Source organism: Cyanobium sp. ATX-6F1, assembly GCF_047395825.1.
Classification (GTDB): domain Bacteria; phylum Cyanobacteriota; class Cyanobacteriia; order PCC-6307; family Cyanobiaceae; genus ATX-6F1.
This window is the reverse complement of the sequence record NZ_JBCEBF010000001.1, coordinates 1204479-1226662: the sequence shown is the minus strand read 5'-3', so window position 1 is coordinate 1226662 and position 22184 is coordinate 1204479. Positions and strand designations below refer to the sequence as shown.

General features: G+C 67.0%; 19 protein-coding genes and 3 pseudogenes. 6 read left to right on the top strand and 16 right to left on the bottom strand.

Going from position 1 to position 22184, the window contains the following annotated elements:
• Nucleotides 1-13 precede the first annotated feature (13 nt).
• The 3 genes and pseudogenes from AAF143_RS07265 to AAF143_RS07255 all read right to left on the bottom strand — a co-directional run bounded on the left by AAF143_RS07265 (nt 14) and on the right by AAF143_RS07255 (nt 1995).
• A complete protein-coding gene (locus tag AAF143_RS07265; RefSeq protein WP_255007855.1) occupies nt 14-535 on the bottom strand; it encodes a DUF1269 domain-containing protein in 522 nt (173 codons plus the stop codon).
• Between the two features lie 93 nt (nt 536-628).
• Nucleotides 629-1285, bottom strand: a complete 657-nt coding sequence (locus tag AAF143_RS07260) for a hypothetical protein (protein WP_414026700.1) — start codon at nt 1283-1285, stop codon at nt 629-631.
• A 168-nt stretch (nt 1286-1453) separates the two neighbouring features.
• A pseudogene (locus AAF143_RS07255) lies at nt 1454-1995 on the bottom strand (SprT family zinc-dependent metalloprotease).
• A gap of 98 nt (nt 1996-2093) precedes the next feature.
• On the opposite strand from AAF143_RS07255, the pseudogene AAF143_RS07250 reads away from it, so the two are divergent.
• The 4 genes and pseudogenes from AAF143_RS07250 to AAF143_RS07235 all read left to right on the top strand — a co-directional run bounded on the left by AAF143_RS07250 (nt 2094) and on the right by AAF143_RS07235 (nt 5667).
• Nucleotides 2094-2517, top strand: a pseudogene (locus AAF143_RS07250) (hypothetical protein).
• Nucleotides 2518-2540: 23 nt separating this feature from the next.
• Nucleotides 2541-4627, top strand: a pseudogene (gene ligA / locus AAF143_RS07245) (NAD-dependent DNA ligase LigA).
• A 30-nt stretch (nt 4628-4657) separates the two neighbouring features.
• Nucleotides 4658-5422, top strand: a complete 765-nt coding sequence (locus AAF143_RS07240) for an AI-2E family transporter (protein WP_414026699.1) — start codon at nt 4658-4660, stop codon at nt 5420-5422.
• Between the two features lie 8 nt (nt 5423-5430).
• Nucleotides 5431-5667 carry an AI-2E family transporter gene (locus AAF143_RS07235; protein ID WP_414026698.1) on the top strand — a complete coding sequence of 79 codons (237 nt, stop codon included), beginning with the start codon at nt 5431-5433 and terminating at the stop codon, nt 5665-5667.
• On the opposite strand, the gene AAF143_RS07230 is transcribed toward AAF143_RS07235, so the two are convergent.
• A complete protein-coding gene (locus AAF143_RS07230) occupies nt 5668-8922 on the bottom strand; it encodes a choice-of-anchor I family protein (protein WP_255007849.1) in 3255 nt (1084 codons plus the stop codon). It abuts the gene before it with no gap.
• A 142-nt stretch (nt 8923-9064) separates the two neighbouring features.
• On the opposite strand from AAF143_RS07230, the gene AAF143_RS07225 reads away from it, so the two are divergent.
• Nucleotides 9065-9271, top strand: coding sequence for a hypothetical protein (locus tag AAF143_RS07225; protein WP_255007848.1), 207 nt, complete (start codon nt 9065-9067; stop codon nt 9269-9271).
• On the opposite strand, the gene AAF143_RS07220 is transcribed toward AAF143_RS07225, so the two are convergent.
• The 12 genes from AAF143_RS07220 to AAF143_RS07165 form a co-directional block, all read right to left on the bottom strand.
• Nucleotides 9256-9870, bottom strand: a complete 615-nt coding sequence (locus AAF143_RS07220; protein ID WP_255007846.1) for a TVP38/TMEM64 family protein — start codon at nt 9868-9870, stop codon at nt 9256-9258. The genes AAF143_RS07225 and AAF143_RS07220 overlap by 16 nt on opposite strands.
• Nucleotides 9871-9878: 8 nt before the next feature.
• On the bottom strand, nt 9879-11294 hold the full coding sequence (locus tag AAF143_RS07215; protein ID WP_414026697.1) for a DUF6880 family protein: 1416 nt from the start codon (nt 11292-11294) through the stop codon (nt 9879-9881).
• A 4-nt stretch (nt 11295-11298) separates the two neighbouring features.
• Nucleotides 11299-14124 carry a valine--tRNA ligase gene (locus AAF143_RS07210; protein ID WP_255007844.1) on the bottom strand — a complete coding sequence of 942 codons (2826 nt, stop codon included), beginning with the start codon at nt 14122-14124 and terminating at the stop codon, nt 11299-11301.
• Between the two features lie 28 nt (nt 14125-14152).
• Nucleotides 14153-14557, bottom strand: a complete 405-nt coding sequence (locus AAF143_RS07205; protein WP_255007842.1) for a type II toxin-antitoxin system VapC family toxin — start codon at nt 14555-14557, stop codon at nt 14153-14155.
• Nucleotides 14557-14784: a type II toxin-antitoxin system Phd/YefM family antitoxin gene (locus AAF143_RS07200; RefSeq protein WP_255007841.1), complete on the bottom strand. Its 228-nt coding sequence runs from the start codon at nt 14782-14784 to the stop codon at nt 14557-14559. The genes AAF143_RS07205 and AAF143_RS07200 overlap by 1 nt, the downstream gene beginning before the upstream one ends.
• A 107-nt stretch (nt 14785-14891) precedes the next feature.
• Nucleotides 14892-15533: a hypothetical protein gene (locus tag AAF143_RS07195; RefSeq protein ID WP_255007840.1), complete on the bottom strand. Its 642-nt coding sequence runs from the start codon at nt 15531-15533 to the stop codon at nt 14892-14894.
• A 47-nt stretch (nt 15534-15580) separates the two neighbouring features.
• Complete coding sequence (locus AAF143_RS07190; protein ID WP_414026696.1) at nt 15581-15883, bottom strand: hypothetical protein; 303 nt, start codon at nt 15881-15883, stop codon at nt 15581-15583.
• Entirely contained in the window at nt 15835-17955 is a 2121-nt protein-coding gene (locus AAF143_RS07185) for an arylsulfatase (protein ID WP_414026695.1), read from the bottom strand. The genes AAF143_RS07190 and AAF143_RS07185 overlap by 49 nt, the downstream gene beginning before the upstream one ends.
• Nucleotides 17956-18043: 88 nt before the next feature.
• Nucleotides 18044-19024, bottom strand: coding sequence for a hypothetical protein (locus AAF143_RS07180; protein ID WP_414026694.1), 981 nt, complete (start codon nt 19022-19024; stop codon nt 18044-18046).
• Nucleotides 19021-20397 carry an arylsulfatase gene (locus AAF143_RS07175; RefSeq protein ID WP_414026693.1) on the bottom strand — a complete coding sequence of 459 codons (1377 nt, stop codon included), beginning with the start codon at nt 20395-20397 and terminating at the stop codon, nt 19021-19023. Before AAF143_RS07175 ends, AAF143_RS07180 begins: the two co-directional genes overlap by 4 nt.
• 375 nt (nt 20398-20772) lie before the next feature.
• Nucleotides 20773-21426: a 2OG-Fe(II) oxygenase gene (locus AAF143_RS07170; protein ID WP_255007835.1), complete on the bottom strand. Its 654-nt coding sequence runs from the start codon at nt 21424-21426 to the stop codon at nt 20773-20775.
• A complete protein-coding gene (locus AAF143_RS07165) occupies nt 21417-21866 on the bottom strand; it encodes a protein phosphatase (RefSeq protein ID WP_409995627.1) in 450 nt (149 codons plus the stop codon). Before AAF143_RS07165 ends, AAF143_RS07170 begins: the two co-directional genes overlap by 10 nt.
• Before the next feature lie 57 nt (nt 21867-21923).
• On the opposite strand from AAF143_RS07165, the gene AAF143_RS07160 reads away from it, so the two are divergent.
• A complete protein-coding gene (locus AAF143_RS07160; protein WP_255007831.1) occupies nt 21924-22181 on the top strand; it encodes a hypothetical protein in 258 nt (85 codons plus the stop codon).
• Nucleotides 22182-22184: the final 3 nt, after the last annotated feature.

Below are 22184 nucleotides of genomic sequence, written 5' to 3'. Positions count from 1 at the left end.
GCCAACGGCCCACTCAGGTCAGGCGGAGGGCCTCGGCCTGCTTGCTCGCCGTCTCCAGCAGCTCCCGCAGACGATTTTCATCGGTGTGGCTGAGGCTGGTGCGCAGCAGCTTGGCGTGGGGCGCGTGGCGCCGCAGGCGCTCCACCACCCGATCCGGGGTGGACTCTCGCACCAGCAGACAGAGGGCGGCACTGCCCCGGGGCAGGCTCTCGCCCACCTCCTTGAGGAAGCCGTCGTTGATGCCCAGGTCGGTGAGCGCCCCGGAGGCCGCCCCCATGCCCGCGCCCACCGCCGCCCCCAGCAGGGGGTTGAGGAACAGCAGACCGATCAAAGAGCCCCAGAAGCCGCCGCTGACCGCGCCGGCGGTCGTGAGGTTGATGGACTGCCGCAGGTGCACGCCGCCCTCGGCGTCATGTTCCACCACCACCGCATCCTCCAGGGAGATCAGGTGCTCCTGCTGGATGTCCACCAGCTCGCGCCGCACCTCTTCCGCCTCCGCCACCTTGGGGAAGCCGACCACCACCAGATTGCTCATCGCCAGGGTTCAGGAAGGCCTCAACCTAGGCAGTCCTGAGACGGTCATCGTTCGCGCCGGTGGTCTGGAACACCTGGGCGCTCGAACCGGGTCTCAGCTCCGGCGACGGGTGGAGCGGGGGAGCGGGCGCCCTGCCGTGCCCTCCGGTTCCCCCGCTCGGAGCTCGGGCCGCTCCGCCTCGGGCACAGCGGGCCGGGCCGGCCGCCGCCAGCGGGGCACGCTGAACTCCTCGAGGTCGGGCCAGTCATCGGCGCCTGGGGGTGCCGACACCGGTGGCAGCAGGGGGTGGAGCGGCGGGAGATCGCCTCCAGGGGCTGGCGGCGGGGGCTCGGTTCCGGAGGTTCGCCTCCCCAGGTCGCCACGGGGCGCGGTTGCACGGGGGGAGGGGGCGTAGCGATCGGCTGTTGGACGGCCAGCTGTGGGACGACTGGCTGATTCGCGGCCCCACCGGTCGCCGTAGGGGGCCTCCCGATTTGGGGCCGTGCGGGAGGCCTCCTGCCAGGGCTCGCGCCAGTCGTCCTCGTCTTCCAGGAGCCAATCGAGCCGGTCTTCCACCCAGGCGCCCAGGCCCGCTCGCCCGCCGCCGCGGCCCGGGCCGGCGGACCCGGAGGGACGTGAGCCCGGGCGAGCGCCGGCCACCCCATTCACCAGCTGCCGTCCCGCATCTAGGAAGCGATCGAAGCCCTGCCCAAGGCGGGAATCGATGGGCTCACCGCCCCGGCGGCGTGCGCGGTTACTGGATCCGGCCATGCTTCGACGTTACTGACGCCTGGCTTTGAGCCAGCGCTCGCGGCCCAGGCCCACCAGGGCGATGCCCACACCGGAAAACTCCAACACCCAGAGAAAGGTGCCCATGGCGGCGTGACGGCAGGCCGCAGGTTAAGCGCCGGTCTTACGCGGCAGTTCTACGCAGCCGTCTTACGCAGCAGTGGACTCGAAGATCAACTGGCAACTGGTGTGCCAGCGGCCGCCGTGGAGCCTGTCGCAGCAGTGGCGGCAGGCCAGCCCTCGCGCCGGCGCCGGTAGGCCGCGCTGACGCCGCAGCTGGGGCAGCGGGCCCGCCAGCGGGCGGCGCTGATCGGCACCGGGTAGCGGTGGCGCAGGCTCACCTGAAACGACCCCTGGGCGGCGTTGATCGCCGCCATCCGGGCCCGGAAGCAGGGGCCGTGCACCTCCTGCACCTGCAGCACCCGGTCCACCCAGGCGTGGATCATCTCGTGGCAGAGGGTGCTGAGCGTGGCCTCCCGCGGCAGTGGCTCCAGCAGCGGCCGCGAGAGCACGATCTCGCAGAGGTCGCGGCCATCGCCGTAGCGGCCCCGCTTGTAGAGGCCGGCGGTGCGGTTCATGCGCCCATCGCTCCAGCGCAACTCCACCAGAGAGCGGCCGAGCGGGGCGAGGCTGCCGCCGAAGTGCTCCCGATCGAGCCGATGGAACAGGGGCAGCAGGGGCTCCAGGGGCATGCCGCGAGGGCCGCAGGTCAACCCCTCCAGTCTGAACCGCCTCGCCGGCGCCTGCCGTCGGTCAGACTCAGGAACCCGAATCGCCCCGTTCGAGCCCCATGGATCTGGTCCTGGCCCGTGAGATCGGCACCAAGTCGCTGCTGGCCGGTGCTGGAGCCCTGCTCCTCTACTGGACCTACACGGCGGTGGAAGCTGGTGATCAGCGCCCGGGGCATCAACCCGCTGATCAAGCAGTTCTTCACCCAGGTGGCCTCCGGCCGCATCGACGCTGCCTACCTGCTCACCACCAAGAACTACCGCTCCCACGTCAACCGTCAGCAGTTCATCCGCTTTCTGGCGGGGCTGCAGCTGAACAAGTACAGCAACCTCAAATCCGGGCGCCCGCGGCTGCAGGAGGGCCAGATGATCCTCACCGTCAAGCTCAAGTCCGACGCCAAGGAGGAGCTGCCCCTGGATTTCACCTTTGTGAAGGTGGAGGACGACTGGCGCGTCGATCGCATCGCCAAGCTGGCGGCCAGCTGAGGGTGGCCGCTCATCAAACAGCCGTGAGCGCCACCAGCCCGAGCCCGCAGACCCGCGCCCAGCACCTGCGGGCGCTGCTGAACCGGGCCGCCCACGCCTACTACGTGCTCGATGCCCCGCTGATGGAGGACCCGGTCTACGACCGGCTTTACCGGGAGCTGCTGGAACTCGAAAGCGCCCACCCCGAGCTGCTGGCCGCTGACAGCCCCACCCAGCGCGTCGGCGGTGCCCCGTCCGAAGGCTTCGTGAGCGTGGAGCACCGCATCGGCCTGCTCAGCCTCGACAACGGCTTCAGCACCCAGGAGCTGGAGGCCTGGTACAACCGCCTGCTCAAGGTGCTCGATCGCCTGCCGGAACCTGGCCAACCCCTGCCGGCCCTGGCGATGGTCAGCGAGCTCAAGATCGACGGCAACGCCCTCGCCCTCAGTTATGCGAACGGCCTGCTGGTGCGGGCCGCCACCCGCGGCGACGGCGAGCGGGGCGAGGAGATCACTGCCAACGTGCGCACGATCCAGGCGGTGCCCCTGAGGCTGCAGCTGGAGGATCCACCGCCCTGGGTGGAGGTGCGCGGTGAGGCCCTGATCCGCGATGACACCTTCGCGGTAATCAACGCCGAGCGCAACGAGCGGGGGAGGCCCCCTTCGCCAATCCACGCAACGCCTGCGCCGGCACCCTGCGCCAGCTCGATCCCCGGGTGGTGGCCTCCCGGCGGCTGGATTTCTTCGCCTACACCCTGCACCTGCCCGACGACTGGCGGCCGGTCTCAGCTGGGCGGCCCGGCAGCCAGTGGAACTCGCTTCAGTGGCTGGCGGCCGCCGGTTTCCGGGTGAATCCCAACGCCGAGCGCTGCTCCGATCTGGCGGCGGTGGAGGCCTTCTTTGCGGCCTGGGAGACGCGGCGGGCGCAGCTCCCCTACGCCACCGACGGGGTGGTGGTGAAGCTCGATGACCTGCGGCTCCAGGACAGCGCCGGCTTCACCCAGAAGGCGCCCCGCTGGGCGATCGCGCTCAAGTACGCCGCCGAGGAGGCCCCCAGCAAGCTGCTGCGCCTCAGCGCCCAGGTGGGCCGCACGGGGGTGGTGACCCCGGTGGCCGAGTTCGAACCCGTACCCCTGGCGGGCACCACGGTGAGCCGCGCCACCCTGCACAACGCCGACCGCCTGGCGGAGCTGGATCTCCGCATCGGCGACACGGTGGTGGTGCGCAAGGCCGGCGAGATCATCCCCGAGGTGGTGCGTGTGCTGCCGGAACTCAGGCCGCCCGGGGCCCGCCCCCTGGAGCTGCCCCACGCCTGCCCGGAGTGCGGTTCCGATCTCGTGCGGGAGGAAGGGGAGGCGGCCACCCGCTGCGTCAACTCCAGCTGCCCGGCGATCCTGCGCGGCTCCCTGCGCCACTGGGTGGCCCGGGACGCCCTTGATGTGGATGGCGCCGGCGGCAAGCTGATCGAGCAGCTGGTGGACCGGGGCCTGGTGGGCTCGATCGCCGACCTCTACCGGCTCGATGAAGCCCTGCTCGCCAGCCTGGAGCGCCTGGGCGAGAAGTCAGCCACCAACCTGGTGGAGGCCCTGGCGGCCTCGAAGCGCCGTCCCTGGCATCGGCTGCTCTACGGCCTCGGCATCCACCATGTGGGCAGCGTGAACGCCAAGGCCCTGGCCAAAGCCTTCCCCAGCGCCAGCGCGCTGGGCGCCGCCGCCCTGGAGCGACCCGAAGCGGTCACGGCCGTGTTCGGCGTCGGCGCCGAGATCGCCCAGAGCCTGCAGCAGTGGTTCGCCACCCCCGCCAACCAGCTGCTGCTGGAGCAACTTCAAGCCCTGGGGCTGCCGCTGATGGCCACGGACGCCGAGCGGGCGGAAGCGGGGGGCAGCGGCGCCGATGGGCCCCTGGCCGGCCAGACCCTGGTGCTGACCGGCACCCTGCCGACCTTGAGCCGCAGCGCCGCCCAGGCTCTGATCGAGGCGGCCGGGGGCAAGGTGAGCGGCTCGGTGAGCAAGAAAACCAGCTATGTGGTGGCGGGCGAGGAGGCGGGCAGCAAGCTCAGCAAAGCCGAAGCGCTGGGGGTGCCTGTGCTCGATGAGGCGGGGCTGAAGGAGCTGCTGGGAGAGGGCGCATAGCATCCGGCCACCCCGGGCCGTTGGCCGCCGATGAGCACCACCAACCTGGTCCGCTACCTGTTGATCGTGGCCAGCGCCGCGGTCACGGTGCTGCTGTTCAACTACTTCGCGGGCACGATCGGCCTGTTCACCGCCGCCGGCATCGTGGCGGCGCTGCTGAACATCCCGCTGGCCTGGTTGGAGCGGCGCATCCCCCGGCCCCTGGCGATCGCGGTGGTGTTCCTCGGCGCCCTGCTGCTGGCCGGCGGCTTCACCGCCCTGGTGGGCCTGCAGGTGCTCAACCAGGGCCAGAGCCTGGTGCTTGATCTGCGCAAAACCCTGGGCGAGCAGGACCTCAGCCCCATGCACCGCTTCCTGGAGGGCTACGGTCTCGACAAGATCACCCAGCTGCTGCAGGCGGGCCTGGTGACGGGGCTGGGGGTGCTGCAGACCCTGTTCACCAGCGCCTTCACCGGCATTTTCGGGGCGGTGATCAGCCTCTACATGCTGATCGACGGCGAAAAGCTCTGGCGGGGCTTCCTGGGCTGGCTGCCCGACGCCCACCGGGACCGCTTCGAGCGCACCTTCAAGCAAAGCTTTCTGGGCTTCATCCACGGTCAGCTGCTGCTGATGCTCTTCCTCACCCTGAGCACCGCCGTGGTGTTCCCGCTGGTGGGGGTGAGGTACGCCCTGCTGCTGGCGGTGATCGTGGGCGTGCTCGATGCGATCCCGGGCATCGGTGCCACCCTCGGGATCGTGCTGGTCACCGCCCTGGTGTACGCCTCCCAGGGGGCGACATCGCCCTGCGGGCCCTGATCGCCTCGTTGCTGCTGGGCCAGCTCCAGGACAACGTCGTGCACCCGCGGGTGATGGGCAAGGCGATGGAGCTGAACCCTGTCGTGCTGTTTCTGGCCCTGTTCATCGGCCAGCGCACCGCTGGCCTGCTGGGGGTGTTCCTCTCGATTCCGATCGCCGGCATGGTCTCGATCTGGATTCAATCGGTCCGGCAGGAGCAGGGTGCCCTGCCGGAAACCAACGCCGAGCCCCAAGCCAGCCCCTGATCAGATCAGCGGGGGCTGCTGTTGGATCAGATCGATCTGGCCACCTTCCACTAGATAGTTAGCACCGCCAATGTTGCCGTCTTTGATGCTGTGGGCTTGCACGTTGGCCAGGAAGTAGGAGCCAGCTGCAGCGTCATAGATGGATGAGACATCGATGATGCCGGAGGACTCCCAGTTGCCGACTCCATTGCTGTCTGCGTTGGTGTAGGCGGGCTGGGTCTGGCCATAGGCCGTGGGCACGGCGGTGCGGTCAATCTGAGCCCAGCGCAGAGCTTCTCCGGTCGCATTGCCGGTGATCGGATCGATCGCCAGCTTCCAGATCGAGGCTTCCTGAGTGCCGAAGTTGCCGAGGGTGGTGTTGGTGCCACCGCCGTTGGCCCGGTCCTCCTGGATGTAGGCATGGCCATCCGCGCTGATGGTCATGTTGTCGGGATTGCGCAGACCGGTGGTGGGATCAACCAGCAGGTCGCCGTCATAGACGACCTTGAGCACCGAGGCTCCAGGTCCGGAAATCAGGCCATCGCTGCCGAAGGCATCATCGAAACCAAGGGTGTAGACGTTGCCATACAGGTCACCTTTCGCGAAATCAGCGGTGCCGGTGGAGACGAACACCGCCTGCTGACCGTTGAGCGGGTTGACCTCACCGTCCTCGATCCGGCTCAGCTGCAGGGCACCGGCGCCCACCGCCAGCTGGCGCAGGGCCGGGGCACCCAGCTGGGTGTAGTTGGCATCGAGGCTGGCCAGGTCGACCCAGGAGCCATTGATGGCGGTGTTCAGGCCATTGGCCTGGGTGAAGGCCAGCAGGTCGGAGGAGTCGGGGCCTGCGCTCACCCCGTTCTCGGGAAGGGCCGTGGTCACGTAGGTGTACAACGTGCCCTGGTTCTCCGCCAGGCCGTTGCGCTCCAGGAAGCTGGCATCAGCGGCCGAACTCTTGCTGCCGACCCACAGGTAGAGGGGCGCCTTGGCGTCGTCGAACAACAGCACCGACACGGTGTCCGCACTGCCGGTATCGATGATCGTGGCGGATTCCCAGGTGCCCTTGCCGAAGCCCACCACCTCATGGATGGCCCGGCTGTTGACATCGAGAGCGAAGAAGGAACCACCGTCACCGCTGAATTCTTCTTCGCCCACCAGATAGATGCGGTCGGCGAAGCCGATGCCTGCACCGAAGCTGTTCGCTTCCACCAGATTGGCCGCACAGAATCTCTTGAAGCCAGCGGCACCCAGATCGGCAGCCTGATCGATCGCAGCGTCCGAGCCGTCGAGGTGGATGCGGTCGTAGGCCAGACCACCTCTGAGCACCTGGCTCTGGTAGCCGTTGGAGGCGTCATCATCGACGTCCTTGTCGATCACCAGGCTGCTGACGCGAGCACCGGTGAGCCCACCCTCGACGCCGGGCAGGAGATAGCCATAACCGCGATCAGCGCCCAGTTCACTGTTGACCAGCAGGGTGAAGCTGCCGTCGCCGTTGTCGTAGGCACCCATGCCATCGAAGATCCCCGTGGGGGCATAGACCGGGCTGCCGGGGGCAAGGCCGTTGGTGAACTCTCCGTTGGTGATCAGGCTGCTGATCTTCAGCTCGGGCCCGCCAGCCACGTCCTTGAGCATGGTGCTGGCAAAGGTGCCGGCACCAGCCACCGTCGGCGCGGCGATCAGAGCCTCAAGGTCGAACACGTTGAGGGTGTTAGAGATCTCATTGGAGACAATCAGTTGATCGCGCCCGGTGGGGCTCTGCTTGGCCTCGATCACCTGCAGACCCTCAGGGGAGATGCTCCCGGCAATCACGGTGCTGGTGACGAAGCTCACCGCAGCTGGATCGGTGACATCGAACACCGCGAGCATCGAGTTGGTGGTGCGCTCCATGCCCACGATCGCGTAAGTGCGGCCGTTGAGCTTGGCCACCACCACGCCCTCGGGCTCGACGCCCTTGTCATCACTGCGGCCATCGGCATACATGCCGGCCGCGAAGGCGATGGTCTGCAGGGTGTTGCCGCTATCCCAGAGCAGTGCGCCGTTGTCGGCATCGAAGAGGCTGATGCTGCGGCCACCGAAGGTGGTGATGCGATCGGTACTGCCGACATTGGTGTCATCGGAGAGGCGCTTGACGCGGTAGGCGGTGGCATCCGGAGTGCTGCTGGTGCCCGGGTTCGTCCCGCGGCGTTCATCGGTGTAGGCGCCGTACTCGCGGCCGTCGCCCTCGTTGGCGGTGATGAAGTAATCCTTGCCCTTGACGCTGTAGGCGGCAATGCCATCAGCCATCCTTAGCCCTTCGTAGTTCTGGCCCAGCAGCGGCTTGAAGGTGGGCGCACCACCTGTGCCGTCCTTATCAGTGAGATCAACGAGCTGATTCTTGAAATCGACCGTACCGAGGGCAAAAATCGACTCGATCTGATTCGAGATCAGGTTGACCTTGGCCACCCCGTTATTTTCCTGCAGGGTCACGTAGGCATAGTGGCCCAGGATTGAGACGTACTCAGGCTCGATGTCGTTGGCCTGGGTGGTGCCAGTAGGGCCAGAGATGCGGATCCCCGCAGGCAGTGTGAGGCCGTCGAAGCCCAGATCGGTATAAGAAAAACGCTCCTGGCCGGCACGGCCTTTGATGTCGATGATGCCGATGCTTCCGACCGGATCCTTGCCTGCAACGACGCCGTAGCCCGTGATCGGTTCGCCCTCGTTGGCGATCACCAGCTTGGTGCCCTGGTCGTTGAAGGCGATGCTGTCGGGCAGATAACCGACCTCCACATCCTTCACCACGGTGAGGCTGCCGTCAGAGCCGAGGCGGTAGAAGCGCACCAGGCCCCGGCCGCCGTTGGTGGCGTAATCGCTGGGGGAGAGGGCCACCGCCACCAGGTTGCCGTAGGTGGCCACCGCCTGGCTCTTGTAGGTGTCCAGGGGCTGGCGGCTGACCAGGGCAAGGGCGGCGGGGTTGGTGGCATCGGTGACCTGGAGGGTGCTGCCGCCGCCGCTGGAGAGGATGAAGGTCTTGCCGCCGATGCTCACGTAGGCGGAGATTTCCGTCTGGAACTGCTCCGTGGGAAGCGTGGGAGGCGTGGTAACTGGTGGGAGAACCAGGGAGAGGTTGATGGAGCCCAGCAGGGGGTTGGTGGGAGCAGGCTCAGGCTGCCCTGGGAAAGCCTTGCGATTGGCAATCGCGGGGGCCGCAGGAGTCAGGGCTGCGTCGCCCGACCTGCGGCCCACGTAGGCCTCCTCGAGCAACAGGTTGAGGCCTGCGTTGGCTGTGCTGACGGTGGCCATCGTTAGGGGAAAACGAATGGTGCCACCCTCTGTTGAGGACGTGCCTGGCGTCGTTAACGCTTGATTAGGGCTCGATTAACGCCACAGGCCGGCGTTGTCCAAGGCACATGCCTAGGTTTGATGGGCTTCGTTCTCGCCCGCCATGGCCGGTACCGCTGCCCCACCGCCACCGGCGGTGTTCCGCTGGATCAAGACCGAGTGCGGCCGCGCCCAATACAGCGACCTGGCCGCCCGGCCCGGCCCCCTGGCCAGGCTGCGGCTGGCCTGGTTCGTGCTGATCGCGGCGCTGCGGGATTGGCCCCTGGCCGCTCCAGCCGACCCCGCGAACCCGGATCAAGGCGACTCCTGAGCGTTCCCCTCCAGGGCTCGGCGTGCCGCCCGGCCCGCCACCCAGATCGACCCAACCGTGGCCACCAGCCCCACGATGCGCAGGGCCCAGGTGCCCGCATCGGCCCGGCCGGACAGCACTTCGCCGAATCGCGCCACATCCCCCGCCAGGGCACCTAACGCACAGAACAGAACCGTGCCGGGCAGGATCGCGATCAGACCGAGCGCATAATCCCGGAAGCTCACCTCACTGAGCCCATAGGCCAGGTTCAGCAGGCTGAACGGGAACGCCGGTGACAGGCGCGTGAGCACCACGATCTTGAGGCCCTCACGGCTCACCGCCTGCTCGATCGCCAGCAGCTTGGGGCTGCTCGCCAACCGCCGCCGGGCCCACTCCCGCAGCCAGCTGCGCCCCAGCAGAAACACCACGATCGCCCCCAGCGAGGCGCCCACGAAGACCACTGCACTGCCCAACACCGTGCCGTAGAGGGCGCCCGCCAGCATCGAGGCCCACACCCCCGGCAACAGCAGCGTCACCCAGAGGGCATAGAGGGGGATGAAGGCCACGGCCCCGGCGGGCGAACGCAGGGCGGGAAGGAGCTGATCGAGCAGCGTGTCCATGGGCCCATTCACCTGATCATCAGGCTAGGGGAGGCCCTGGAGGCCGTCAGCTCCCAGAAGCCGTACGTGCGGCCATGGTCGCGCCTCAGGCGGGCCAGGTAGCTGTCGTGAGGCTCGATGTCTCCCCAATCCTCGATCGCCGCGGCCAGGGCCGCGCAGGTGTCGAGGTGGCGGGCAGCATGGCGATAGCGGGTCGAACGGGCCTGCGCCAGGCTGAAATCGATCATCGCCCGCAGGCAAAGGGTGGCGGCCAGGGGCTGCTCCCGTTCAAGGCGCTCAGCCACCGGCCCCAGCAGCTCGTAGGCATCGCCGTCGAGTTCGCTCTGGCGCGCCAGGATCAACCGGGCGGCGCGGCGCCGATCGGGCCATTGGTGCAGAAACTGCAGGGCGAGGGGGAAGCTGGGGTGATCGAAGCCCAGATCGAGGGCCCGCTCCTCCGCTTCGACCTCCTCGAAATCAGGCAGGCGCCGCAGATAGTCGCGCAGGTGGCGGATCGAGAGGCTGCGCTCCAGCTCGGCCCAACGCAGCGCCTGCGCCTCCTGACCGCGATCCAAGGCCTCCAAGGCCGCCAGGCGAGCCTCCAGCCACTCGCTGCGTCCGGCCGTACGGCGTTCATCAAGAACGGCACTATCCAACAGATCCAGGGCCTCCTGGGCCCGACCGACCGTCGTGAGCCGCTCGGCCACCTCGGCGGCGATCGCCGGCAGCGCCAGCAGCTTCGGGTCATGGCCTTGGTACTCGGCCAGGTAGGCCTGGGCATCGCCACAGGCATCGGCGATGTCGAGCATCGCCAGCCGTACGATCGACGCCCGCGATTCGTGGGCCGCTCCAGAGGCTCGGCGGGCACGCAGCGTCTCCAGGCGCTGACGCAGATGGGCCAGCCCCGCCTCCCCCAGGGCGCCCGCGAGCTGCTCGATCAGGTGGTCGAACTGTCCGTAGCCGTTGTCCATCAACGCCGCATAGACCTGATCCGCCAGCGCTTCGGGTTTCACAGCGCAACGGGCTGCCACCACCCCAAGATCTTCTGTGGCCTGATGAAACAGCGGCATCACGGCGCCGTCGCTGTCGTCGCAGCGCTCGATCACCGGCTCCACCAGTTCCAGGAACGTCCAGAGCAGCTCCACCGCCAGGGCCGGATCCTGTTCGGCGATCGGGCCGCTGATCGCCTGGCGTTGCTGCTCCAGGTCCTTCAGCAGCGCCTTGCGCTGGCGGCTGTCGAGGAAACTGCCGGCGCGGGCCAGGGTGGCCAGACGTTTGCGCACCTCCCGGGCGATCTCCGCCGGCCCGCTCTGCTGCGCCAGGGCAAGCCGCAGCAGCCGTTTGGCGGAGGCGTTGCCCTGCACCACCTCGATCAGCAACTCCGCCAGCCGCGGAGCACCGAGGGCCTCCAGGTTCTTCGCATTGAGGGTGGTGCGTGCTGCCATGGGCTCAGCCCAGCCCCTCCAGCCGCCCCCGGGCCAGGGTGGCCTGGGCCTCGGCCTCAGCGAGGTTGGCTTGGCACTCGGCCACCACCTCCGGCGGCGCCTTGCCGGCGAAGTTGGGGTTGGCGAGGCGAGCGGAGAGCCCGGCGATCTCCTTTTCGGCCTTGGCCAGGTCCTTCTCCAGGCGGCCCTTAAGGGCACCCAGGTCCACCAGTCCCTCGATCGGCAGCAGCACCTGCAGCTCGCCGCTCACCGCCGCCAGGGTGCGGGCGCTGGAGCGCTGGGCCGCGGCCGCCGGATCCAGCACCGTCACACTCTCGGCCTTGGTCAGCGCGGCGATGTCGCCGCTGGCCTCGTTGAGCACCGCCGCCAGCACGGGGCGGCCGGTGACGAACACGACCGGTGCCGGCTGGTTGGGCTTGAGCCCGGCCACGGCCCGCAGGTTGCGCACCACCCGGATCGCCTCAATCAATTCGGCGAACGACGACTCCAACTCGTCGTCCAGCGCCGCTACGTCGACGGCGGGCCAGCGCTGCAGGGCCAGAAAGGTACCCTCGGGGGCGCCGGTGAGGCCATGCCAGAGCTCCTCGCTCAGGTGGGGCACCAGGGGATGGAGCAGCACCAGCAGCTCGCTGAGCACCTTGGCCAGCACCTGCCGCGCCAGGCGCTGATCAGCGAGGGCCTCGGGGCTGGGGTCCTCGCCGGGGTTGATCCGCCGCTTGAGCAGCTCAATCGTCCAGTCGCAGACCTCGTTCCAGGCGAACTCGTAGAGCCCCTTGGCCGCCTCACCGAGGGCATAGCTGCCGTAGCGCTCGGCGCTGCCCTGGTTCACGCGGGCCAGGCGCGAGAGGATCCAGCGGTCGGCCAGTTGCAGCTGGGCAGCATCAGGCGCGCCCAAGGAAGCCGGCGTTTCGCCCCCCAGGTTCATCAGCGCGAAGCGCGTGGCGTTCCAGAGCTTGTTGGCGAAGTTACGCGCCCCCTCCACCGTGGCTGAGCTGCCCGTGGCTCGGTCGTAGTCGAGTCGGATGTCCTGGCCGGCGCCCGCCACCTCCCGCACCAGGGCGAAGCGCAACGCATCGGCGCCGTAGCGCTCGATCAGCGGCAGCGGGTCGATGCCGTTGCCCGCCGACTTGCTCATCTTGCGGTTCTGCTCGTCCCGCACCAGCCCGTGGATCATCACGTCGGCGAAGGGGATCCAGGGTTTGCCGGCACCCAGGGGCTCCATGGCCCCCGCCAGCATCGTCATCCGGGCGACCCAGAAAAAGATGATGTCGAAGCCCGTCACCAGGCAGCTGGTGGGGTACCAGCGGGCCAGGTCGGCGGCTCCGGCGTCGGGCCAGCCCAGGGTGGAGAAGGGCCAAAGGCCACTGGAGAACCAGGTGTCGAGCACGTCGGGGTCCTGCTCCAGCACCACCCCAGCGCCGAACTGCGCTTCGGCTTGGGTCTGTGCTTCGACCTGATCGCGTGCCACCACGTAGGGCGTGGCCTCGGTGATCACGCCAGCGGTTTCGCTGACCACGAACCAGGCGGGGATGCGGTGGCCCCACCAGAGCTGGCGGCTGATGCACCAGTCGCGGATGTCCGTGAGCCAGTCGCGGTACACCTTCTCCCAGCGCCCCGGCACAAAGCGCGGCTCACCGCGATCGAGCGCCTCGCGGCAGCGCTCGGCCAGGGGCTCGGCCTTCACGAACCATTGCGTGGAGAGCAGCGGCTCCACCGGCACCTTGCCGCGATCGGAGAACGGAACGCTGTGGCGATGGGGTTCCACCTTCACCAAAAAGCCTTCGGCCTCCATGGCGGCCACCACCGCCGCGCGCGCCTCGAATCGATCGAGTCCGGCGAAGCGGCCGGCGGCCGCGTTCATGGTGCCGTCCTTGGCCATCACCGTGATCTGCGCCAGGCCGTGGCGGGCGCCGATGGCGAAGTCGTTGGGGTCGTGGGCAGGGGTGACCTTGACGCAGCCCGTGCCGAAGGCGGGATCCACATGCTCGTCAGCCACGATCGGGATCTCGCGGCCCACCAGGGGCAAGGTGATCATGCGGCCCACCAGGGCGGCGTAGCGAGGGTCGCCCGGGTGCACGGCGACGCCGGTGTCACCCAGGAGGGTTTCGGGACGTGTGGTGGCCACCACCAGGTGGTCGGGGCCAGCGGAGGCTGTGCCATCGGAGGCGGCCCCGCCGCTGAGGGGGTAGCGGAAGTGCCAGAGGTGCCCCTCGATCTCCTTCATCTCCACCTCCAGATCGCTCACCGCCGATCCCGAGGCCGGGCACCAGTTCACCAGGTACTCGCCCCGGTAGATCAGGCCCTGCCCGTGCAGGCGCACGAAGGCCTCCACCACGGCTTTGTTGAGCTGCTCATCGAGGGTGAAGCGCTCGCGCTGCCAGTCGACCGAGTAGCCCAGGCGGCGCAGCTGGCCCACGATCGTGCCGCCGCTTTCCGCCTTCCAGGCCCAGGCGCGCTCGAAGAAGGCATCGCGGCCCAGGTCGTCCTTGCTGGCGCCCTCGGCCTTGAGCTGCTTCTCGAGGATCGTCTGGACGGCGATCGAGGCGTGATCCGTTCCCGGCAGGCAGAGCACGTTCTTTCCCTGCAGGCGCTGGAAGCGCACGATCGTGTCGATCAGGGCCGTCTCGAAGCCGTGGCCCATGTGCAGACTGCCGGTCACGTTCGGCGGTGGGATCACGATCGAAAACGGTTCCCCCGGGGCACTGGGATCAGGGTGAAAGGCACCCGCTGCTTCCCAGGCGGCCTGCCAGCGGGCTTCGGTGCCGGCCGGGTCGTAGGTCTTGGGCAGGGCGCCTGCGTCGTTGAGGGGAGGGGCGGCGGCCTCGGCCATGGATCAGGGTCTGCGGTAGCCCATGCTCTCAAAGGGCCGCGAGCCTCACTTCAGGCCCGTAGGCCATCAGGGTGCGATCGGCGCTGAGCAGGGTGAGTCCTTCGCAGCGGGCCTGGGCCACCAGCAGCCTGTCGAATGGGTCGCGGTGCACCCAGGGCAGGTGCTGCACGGCCAGCCCATGGGCGGCAGTGATCGCCTGCTCGCTGAACCCCTCGCGCAGCAAGCCCTGCCTCAGGGCCTGGGCGTCGACCCGAAATCCGGGGCGCCCAAGGGAGGTTTTGACCGCCACTTCCCACAGGCTCACCACGCTGAACAGGAGCGGTTGCCGCCTGTCGCTGAGTTCCTGCCGGAGTGCCGTTGGCAGCCGCTCGGGCTCAACGGCCCACCAGAGCAGCAGGTGGGTGTCGAGCAGCAGCGGACCCGCCGGCTCCATCAACCGAACATCGCTTCGATTTCGGCGCTGAAATCAGCCTTGAGATCGGCCGTGATCTCGGCCTTCCCCTGGAGGAAGCCTGTCCTGCGCTGGGGGGTGCCCTGCTCCACCGGCACCAGGCGCACCAGCGGATGGCCTGCCTTGGCGATCACCACCTCCTCGCCCTCCAGGGCCTGGGCCACGTAGCGGGACAGGTGGGTTTTGGCGTCGTGGAGGTTGACCTGCATGGGGAGATCCTATGGACTTAGCCAAGGATAAGGACTAAGCCGTACTCCCTTCGTCGTGCCCGGCGTCGAACCATTCCTGCGCGTCACCTGCCCTGGCAGACAGCGGCTCAGCTGCCGAGGATGTTGATGGCCCGGGCGGCGATCACGGCGATGGTCAGCAGGGAGATGGTGCTCTGCAGCATCAACATCAACTGGGATCGGGCATTGAGCGGGATCGCCCCCGTGGGACTGAAGGCCGTCGCCGTCGAGAAGCTCAGAAACAGGTAATCGATGAAGGTGGGACGCCAGTCGGGGCGCACAGCATCGGGCACACCCTCCTGCGGAAAGAACCAGTCCGCCCGGATGGCCAGACGATTGAGGCGCGCCTCTGGGCCGCCGCGATCGACCTGCCAGAACGCCAGCGAAAAGATGACCACATTGGACACCCAGATCGCGACGCCGGAGGCGAGCAGCTCAAGGGCATCGAGATCTCCTCGGCCAAACAGCATCTCCTTGATCAGAACGACCAGGGTGACGAACGTGATGCCGCCGGCGGCAATCACGAAGATCGAGGTGGTGAGGCGCTCGATGCGTAACCAGCGAGAGCGCCCGGCCGTCAGTCCGACGGCCAGCATCGGGATCAGCACTAGGCCGAAGCTGATGAAGTCAAAGCCGGCAGGAAGGAGCCGGAACCGGTTGGGCAGCCCTCTCTCCAGTGCCCACAGAACGAGCACGGCGAGCGAAGCCGGCCAGCGCAACTCGATGCGCATGGATTTTGCTGGCTTGTTCTGGTTCACACCTTCCATGGCAACGCCGCCTATTGCAACGCCATCGCCACCTGCAGCCGTTCTTCGGGTGAGATCAGGTGATCGAGATCCTCGGCGTCCTTGTCGACCGCGATCTCCACCCAGTTCACCTCGCCGCTGAACGTGCCACCAACGCTCGGATAGTCGTCGGTCACCGGTGAACCGGCCTCGAAACCGACGTCGCAGGTCTCGTCGGCGGAGAAAAGCATCGGTTCAGTCTGCTCCACCCGGCCTTCGCCGGCCTTCTGTCCATCCACATAGAGCGTCACCGTGCCGCCCTTGGCCAGGCCGCCGCCGTCGTAGTCGAACTCCATCCGCACCTGGTGGGTTCCAGGGGGATCGTCTCTGTGCCCGCGATCGTGTAGCGGTTCACGCCATAGAAGTTGTAGCAGTACTTCGGTTTGCCCTCCTTCGTGTAGAGGCTCCAGCCACCGGTGAGACCACCCTGGGCGATGATCACGCCCTCGGCACCCGCTTCCGGAACCACCAGCTCGGCGGTGATGGCGTGTGACTTGTTCTTGAAGTTGACGATTGAGCTTTCGCTCAACCGCCCCATGCCGCCGAACAGCACTTGGCGGGTTCCCTTAATCAATTGTGGCCGACCGGCGATCTCGGGATTGGCCCGCTCGGCGAAGCGATCATCCAGCGGCAGCACGTTGTAGCGGGTGGCTTCGATCAGCCACAGCCGCTGCAGTTCATGGAGCTTCTGGGGATGGACGCTGGCCAGATCCTGCGCCTGGGTCCAGTCGGTGCTGGTGTCGTAGAGCTCCCAGACATCGTCGTCGAAGGCAGCCAGCTTCACCTGACCGGTCACCCAGGGGGTTCGGTGCCTGGTCACCGCCGTCCAGCCCTTGTGGTAGATGCCGCGGTTGCCCGCCATCTCGAAGTACTGGGTCTGGCGCCGTTCGGCAGCGCTGGAATCATTGAAGGAATAGGCCATGCTCACCCCTTCGATCGGCCGCTGTTGCACCCCATTGACGAAGGTGGGCTGGGGCAGGCCCGCCGCCTCCAGAATCGTTGGGGCCACATCGATCACATGGTGGAACTGGCTGCGGATCTCGCCCTTGGCCTGGATTCCCTTGGGCCAATGCACGATGGTGCCGTTGCGGGTGCCGCCGAAGTGGGAGGCCACCTGCTTGGTCCACTGGTAGGGGGTGTCCATGGCGTGGGCCCAGCCCACCGCGTAGTGGTTGTAGGCCTGTACACCGCCCAGTTGATCCAGGCGCTCGCTGAGGAACTCGGCGGTTTCGAGGTGGGCAAAGCCCGTGAGCGGAGCCATTTCGTTGAAACAGCCCTGGAGGGAGCCCTCCGCTGAGGCGCCGTTGTCGCCGATGATCACGTAGACCAGCGTGTCCTCAAGAATTTCGAGGTCCTGGAGCGCGTCGATCAACCGTCCGACGTGATGATCGGTGTGCTCCAGGAAGCCCGCATACACCTCCATCTGGCGGGCGAGAATCGGTTTCATCTCGGCCGTGATCGTGTCCCAGGCGGGAATATCCCCATGGCGCCCGGTGAGCTGACAGTCGGCAGGAATCACCCCCAACTGCTTCTGACGGGCAAAGGTTTCCTCTCTCAACTTGTCCCAGCCCTGGTCGAACTGACCCTTGTACTTGTCGGCCCATTCCTTCGGCACATGGTGCGGGGCATGGGTCGCTCCAGGAGCGAAATAGGTGAAGAAGGGCTTGTCAGCCATCAGCGCCTTCTGCTGGCGGATCCACTGAATCGCCTTGGTGGTCAGATCATCGCTGAGGTGATAGCCCTGCTCGGGCGTCTTCCTGGGTTCCACCGGCGTGGTGCCCTCATAAAGCGCCGGATACCACTGGTTGGTTTCACCGCCGATGAAGCCATAGAAGTATTCGAAGCCACCGCCGCCCGTGGGCCAGGCATCAAAGGGGCCCATCGGGCTCGTCTGCCAGACGGGCACCTCATGGCATTTGCCGAACTGCGCGGTGGAGTAGCCGTTGAGCTTCAGGGTGCGCGCCAGGGGAGCACAGGTGTTCGGCAGGATCGAGTTGTAGCCGGGAGCAGCTGTGGCGATCTCGGTGATGCCGCCCATGCCCACTGAATGGTGGTTGCGGCCGGTGAGCAGGGCCTGACGGGTGGGGGAGCAGAGGGCGGTGGTGTGGAAGCGGTTGTACTTGAGGCCGCCGGCAGCCAGCTTCTCGATGTTCGGGGTGTGGCAGGGCCCACCGAAGGCGCTGGAGGCACCGAAGCCCACATCATCCAGCAGGATCACGAGCACATTGGGTGCTCCCGCCGGCGGCCGCAGATCCCGGATCGGGGGATAGGTGGTATCCGGATCCCTGGCGTCGTAGGTGATCAGCCCCACGTGGGATTGATCCGGGATCGGCAAGATCTGGCGTTGTACGGAATCAGCTGGGGTCATGGTTGAGGATCTGTTCAGAAGACTGAATCTGGGTAAGACTGTGCCAGCTCCAAACAAGCCGGGCCGTTGACACTTGAGCGGAAAGCCGCTACTGCCGCGCCAGGATCATGCGCATTTTCTCTTCGAGCGATTCCACCGATGTGCCGGTCACATCCACCAGCGCCCGCTTCACCGTGCCGGCGAAAGCGAAGGGCGGCTTGTAATCAGGCATGGTGGGAGAACCGGGATCGGCACCGACCGCCGCACCCGCCGCCAGGCCCAGGCTCAGGGGAATCGTGACCGGCAGGTGCCCTTCGCCCACGGGCTGACCATCCACGAACAACTTGATCGCCGCGGGTGTGCCCTTGCCGTTGGCGATGTCCGCCGGGCCTGTGGGGGTGAACTCCACGCTGAAGATGTGGTGGCCGCTGGGGACCGGCGCCGTGGAGGTGATCCGGAAGTGGCTCTCGGCCACGTAGTTGTAGCCGTAGGTGAGGATCCCGTTCTGCACATAGAACGCGAAACCACCGTCGTTGCCGCCCATGCTGAACAACACCCCATCGGCGCCACCTTCGGGCACCAAGGCCTCCACCGAGATCGAGTGGGGGCGATTCATCACCCGGGGGGCGGCGTTGGTGGGCACCACTTGGGTGCCGGGGTAATAGATGTAGCGCTGGCGATCGGGGGCGATCTGAGGGCGCTCCACCCCGAAACGCTGGGTGCCGCGGCTATCGATCGGCAGCACGTTGTACTTGCCGGCCTCCACATACCACATGCCGATCATGGCGATCAGGCGATCACGCTCGCTGGCGGCGAGGTCGTTGGTTTCGGCAAAATCCTCCTCCAAGTTGTAGAGCTCGCAGCCGTGGGCATCGAGCTGAATCAGCTGGTCGTAGGAGATCGGATCGCCGAAGCGGCGGCCTGATTCGCTGAACGAGGCACCGGGCCAGGGACACACCGCCCGCCAGCCATCGTGATAGAGCGAGCGATGGCCAAACATCTCGAAGTACTGGGTGATGTGCTTGCTCGGAGCCGTGGCCTCATCGAACGACGAGGCCAGGCTGAAGCCCTCGATCGGGCTCTGGGTCACCCCCGGATCGTTGTGGGGGCCTCGATCCCCAGGGCATCGAGCACGGTGGGCACCATGTCGATCGCGTGGGCGTACTGGCTGCGGATCTCGCCCCTGGCGTTGATGCCTTTTGGCCAGCTCAGGATGAAGGGATCGCTGGTGCCGCCCCGGTAGGTCTCCCGCTTCCAGCGCCGGAACGGGGTGTTGCCGGCGTGGGTCCAGCCCCAGGGGTAATGGTTGAAATACTTCGGTCCGCCGATGTCGTCGATGGCCGCCAGATTCTGCTCCAGGTTTTCAGGAACGTTGTTGAAGAACTTGCCCTCGTTCACCGATCCGGTGGGTCCACCCTCGGAGCTGGCGCCGTTGTCGGAGATCACCATGATCAGGGTGTTCTCGTATTCACCGAGCTCCTTGAGGAACTCGATCAGCTCGCCGATGTAGTGGTCGGTGTGCTCCAGGAAGCCGGCAAACACCTCCATCATCCGGGCATAGAGCTTGCGCTCATCGGCCGAAAGGGTGTTCCAATCCTGCACGTCGGGATCGTGGCGCGAAAGGGTGGTATCGGGAGGAATGATGCCCAGCTCCTTCTGGCGAGCAAAGGCCGTTTCGCGGTAGGCATCCCAGCCGTCGTCGAATTGACCCTTGTACTTGTCGGCCCACTCCTTCGGCACATGGTGGGGCGCATGCATGGCGCCGGTGCAGAAGTACATGAAGAAGGGCTTGTTCGGTGCCACCTGCTTGGCATCGGCTATCATCGCCTTGGCCTTCTCCACCAGATCCGGGGTGAGGTGATAGCCCTGCTCAGGAGTTTTCTCGGGTTCCACCTGGGTGTTGTCGCGCACCAGCTCCGGGTAGTACTGGTGCGTGTCGCCACCGAGGAAGCCGTAGAAGCGCTCGAAGCCGCGGCCCAGGGGCCAGCGGTCATAGGGCCCAGCCGCCGAGGTGGCTTCCGCGGGCGTGAGGTGCCACTTGCCCACGGCGTAGGTGTTGTAGCCCTTCTGCAGCAGGATCTCCGACAGAAAGCCGTTCTCGAAGGGGATGTAGCCGTTGGAGCCGGGATAGCCCATCGAGCCTTCCGTGATGCAGGCCAGCCCGTTGGAATGGTGGTTGCGCCCCGTGAGCATGCAGGAGCGCGACGGCGAGCAGAGCGCCGTGGTGTGCATGTTGCTGTAGCGCAGCCCATCGGCCGCCAGGGCATCCAGATGCGGCGTGGCAATCGGACTGCCGTAGCAGCCGAGCTGCCCGAAGCCCGTGTCGTCGAGCACGAGATACAGCACATTTGGCGCACCTTCCGCTGCTCGGTTGGGCTCGGGCCAGGCCGGCGTCGACACGTCGGCGGTGCGGCCGATCACACCGGGGAAGGCGGCCCCCGATTTGTACTCGTTGAGAGGCATCGGAAGGCAGGCGGAGAGGATGGTTCCTGACTCAGAAAACTAATCTGGACAGCCGAGGCGTGCCAAGGGCAGCCGAAATTGTTACCAGGCCTGAGACGTGCCTATGGCGCTCCTTCAGGAGCCATAAGATGCGCAGACGGCAACGTCAGAAACCTGCGGATCGAGGTTGTGGTCATCGAGGGATTGACCATGATGTTCATGAGCTGAATGCTGGCCCGAAAGGATCTGGACTTCGATCTACGAACTTCAGTGTTATGAGCACTGCATCGTTGTGATCGCACTGTGAAACATCCAAAAGCCTTAGAACAGGCCAAAGCCGACCGAACAGGGTAAGCGGGTCTGCATCTGGCCGGTCCCTAGAACGTCCAAGGGGCTTCAAGTGGCGGCGAGGCGGGCGATGTAGGCCTCCAGCGTGCCGGCGTTGATCCAGCCGGTGGCAATGGTCTTGGTCTCGGCATGGCTCACCCGCCCCCGGTGGATGTGGGACAGCCCGGCCGGAAAGATCACGAGCTTGCCGCGCACGGCCTCTTCGTGGTGCCCCTGCCAATGGAACTCGGTGCCGCCTTCGCTCACGTCGTTGCAGTACAGGATCCAGGCCAGCACCCGCCGGATCGGCTCGGTGCCCTCCTCACTGGTGTTCCAGTCGCAGTGCCAGCGGTGGAAGCCCTCTCCGGGGGCGTAGCGCTGCAGGTTGAAGATCGGGTTGACGAACATCGCCTGTTCCGGGCAGCACTGCCGCAGCAGCGGCCGCTCCTGCAGGTAACGCTCCAGGGCAGCGCCCACGCCGCGCAGGATCACGCCTGCGAGGGCAAAGGCCTCGGGGTCGGAGCGGTCGATCGCCACCAGGCTGATGTCGGTGGAGACCTTGGCGGGGCCGGGGTCGCCGGACTGGCCAGGGGAGTCGCCACCCGATTCGCCCCCGAAGGCCACACCGCGGCGCTGCAGATCGCTGCGGCGATCGAAGAAGGCCACCGCCCCATCGGCGAGGGCCTCGAAGCCGGCGTTGCGGTAGGAGGCGATCAGGCGCATCGCTCCCCCCAGGGCAGCGCCACCAGCCCCTCCAGAACCTGCCACTGCTCGCGCCCGGCCACCCGCTCGCCCAGGCCCACCCGCTCCAGGGCCACCGCCACGCGCTCCAGGTCAGGGGCATCTGCGCCCACCAGGGGCAACGCCAGTACCTGGGCCTCGGCCGGATCGGCCAGCAGCTTCAGCTCCAGATCCCCCAGCTCACGCTCGAAGAACTGCCGGCGCAGGCGGCCACAGAGCACGGGGCCAAGGGCGGCCGCGAACTGCTCCAGGGCCTCCCGTTCGCCGGAGCAGCCGCAGTTGAGCGCCAGCCAGATCATCAACTTGGCCCAGCTCTCCAGCGTCCACAGGGGCGCAAAGCTCTCGCGGTGCTGCCGCACCAGTTCGCCGATGGCGAAATCGAACAGGGTGGCCTGCAGGGAGGCCGGATCGGTGCGGCTCATGGCTGCCATCCTCCCCGGCGAGGGTCCAAACTGCAGGGGCGTGAACGTGACAGAACGATGGCCCTGGACCTGAACGACCCGGATCTGGAGTTCGCCGATCTGGTCGAGGCCTATCAGAGCTGGGTGATCGCGGTGATCAACGATGAGAAGCTCGGCGGCGACGAAAAGCTCCTGAACGACGACATCGCCGAAGACGCCCTCAATGCCATGCGCTTCCTGCCCGGTGAGGTGACCTCCGCGATCGAAACCACCCTGGCCCGCGTCTACGACGTGGATGCCGACGAACTGGCGCTGCTGCTGTTCCCGGAAGACTGAGCG

Bases quoted from the DNA above. Each gene is read 5' to 3' on its own strand.
- AAF143_RS07265 (WP_255007855.1), bottom strand. From the start codon at position 535: ATGAGCAATCTGGTGGTGGTCGGCTTCCCCAAGGTGGCGGAGGCGGAA.
- AAF143_RS07260 (WP_414026700.1), bottom strand. From the start codon at position 1,285: ATGGCCGGATCCAGTAACCGCGCACGCCGCCGGGGCGGTGAGCCCATC.
- AAF143_RS07240 (WP_414026699.1), top strand. From the start codon at position 4,658: ATGAGCACCACCAACCTGGTCCGCTACCTGTTGATCGTGGCCAGCGCC.
- AAF143_RS07230 (WP_255007849.1), bottom strand. From the start codon at position 8,922: ATGGCCACCGTCAGCACAGCCAACGCAGGCCTCAACCTGTTGCTCGAG.
- AAF143_RS07225 (WP_255007848.1), top strand. From the start codon at position 9,065: ATGGCCGGTACCGCTGCCCCACCGCCACCGGCGGTGTTCCGCTGGATC.
- AAF143_RS07220 (WP_255007846.1), bottom strand. From the start codon at position 9,870: ATGGACACGCTGCTCGATCAGCTCCTTCCCGCCCTGCGTTCGCCCGCC.
- AAF143_RS07215 (WP_414026697.1), bottom strand. From the start codon at position 11,294: ATGGCAGCACGCACCACCCTCAATGCGAAGAACCTGGAGGCCCTCGGT.
- AAF143_RS07210 (WP_255007844.1), bottom strand. From the start codon at position 14,124: ATGGCCGAGGCCGCCGCCCCTCCCCTCAACGACGCAGGCGCCCTGCCC.
- AAF143_RS07205 (WP_255007842.1), bottom strand. From the start codon at position 14,557: ATGGAGCCGGCGGGTCCGCTGCTGCTCGACACCCACCTGCTGCTCTGG.
- AAF143_RS07200 (WP_255007841.1), bottom strand. From the start codon at position 14,784: ATGCAGGTCAACCTCCACGACGCCAAAACCCACCTGTCCCGCTACGTG.
- AAF143_RS07195 (WP_255007840.1), bottom strand. From the start codon at position 15,533: ATGCGCATCGAGTTGCGCTGGCCGGCTTCGCTCGCCGTGCTCGTTCTG.
- AAF143_RS07190 (WP_414026696.1), bottom strand. From the start codon at position 15,883: ATGGAGTTCGACTACGACGGCGGCGGCCTGGCCAAGGGCGGCACGGTG.
- AAF143_RS07185 (WP_414026695.1), bottom strand. From the start codon at position 17,955: ATGACCCCAGCTGATTCCGTACAACGCCAGATCTTGCCGATCCCGGAT.
- AAF143_RS07175 (WP_414026693.1), bottom strand. From the start codon at position 20,397: ATGCCTCTCAACGAGTACAAATCGGGGGCCGCCTTCCCCGGTGTGATC.
- AAF143_RS07170 (WP_255007835.1), bottom strand. From the start codon at position 21,426: ATGCGCCTGATCGCCTCCTACCGCAACGCCGGCTTCGAGGCCCTCGCC.
- AAF143_RS07165 (WP_409995627.1), bottom strand. From the start codon at position 21,866: ATGAGCCGCACCGATCCGGCCTCCCTGCAGGCCACCCTGTTCGATTTC.
- AAF143_RS07160 (WP_255007831.1), top strand. From the start codon at position 21,924: ATGGCCCTGGACCTGAACGACCCGGATCTGGAGTTCGCCGATCTGGTC.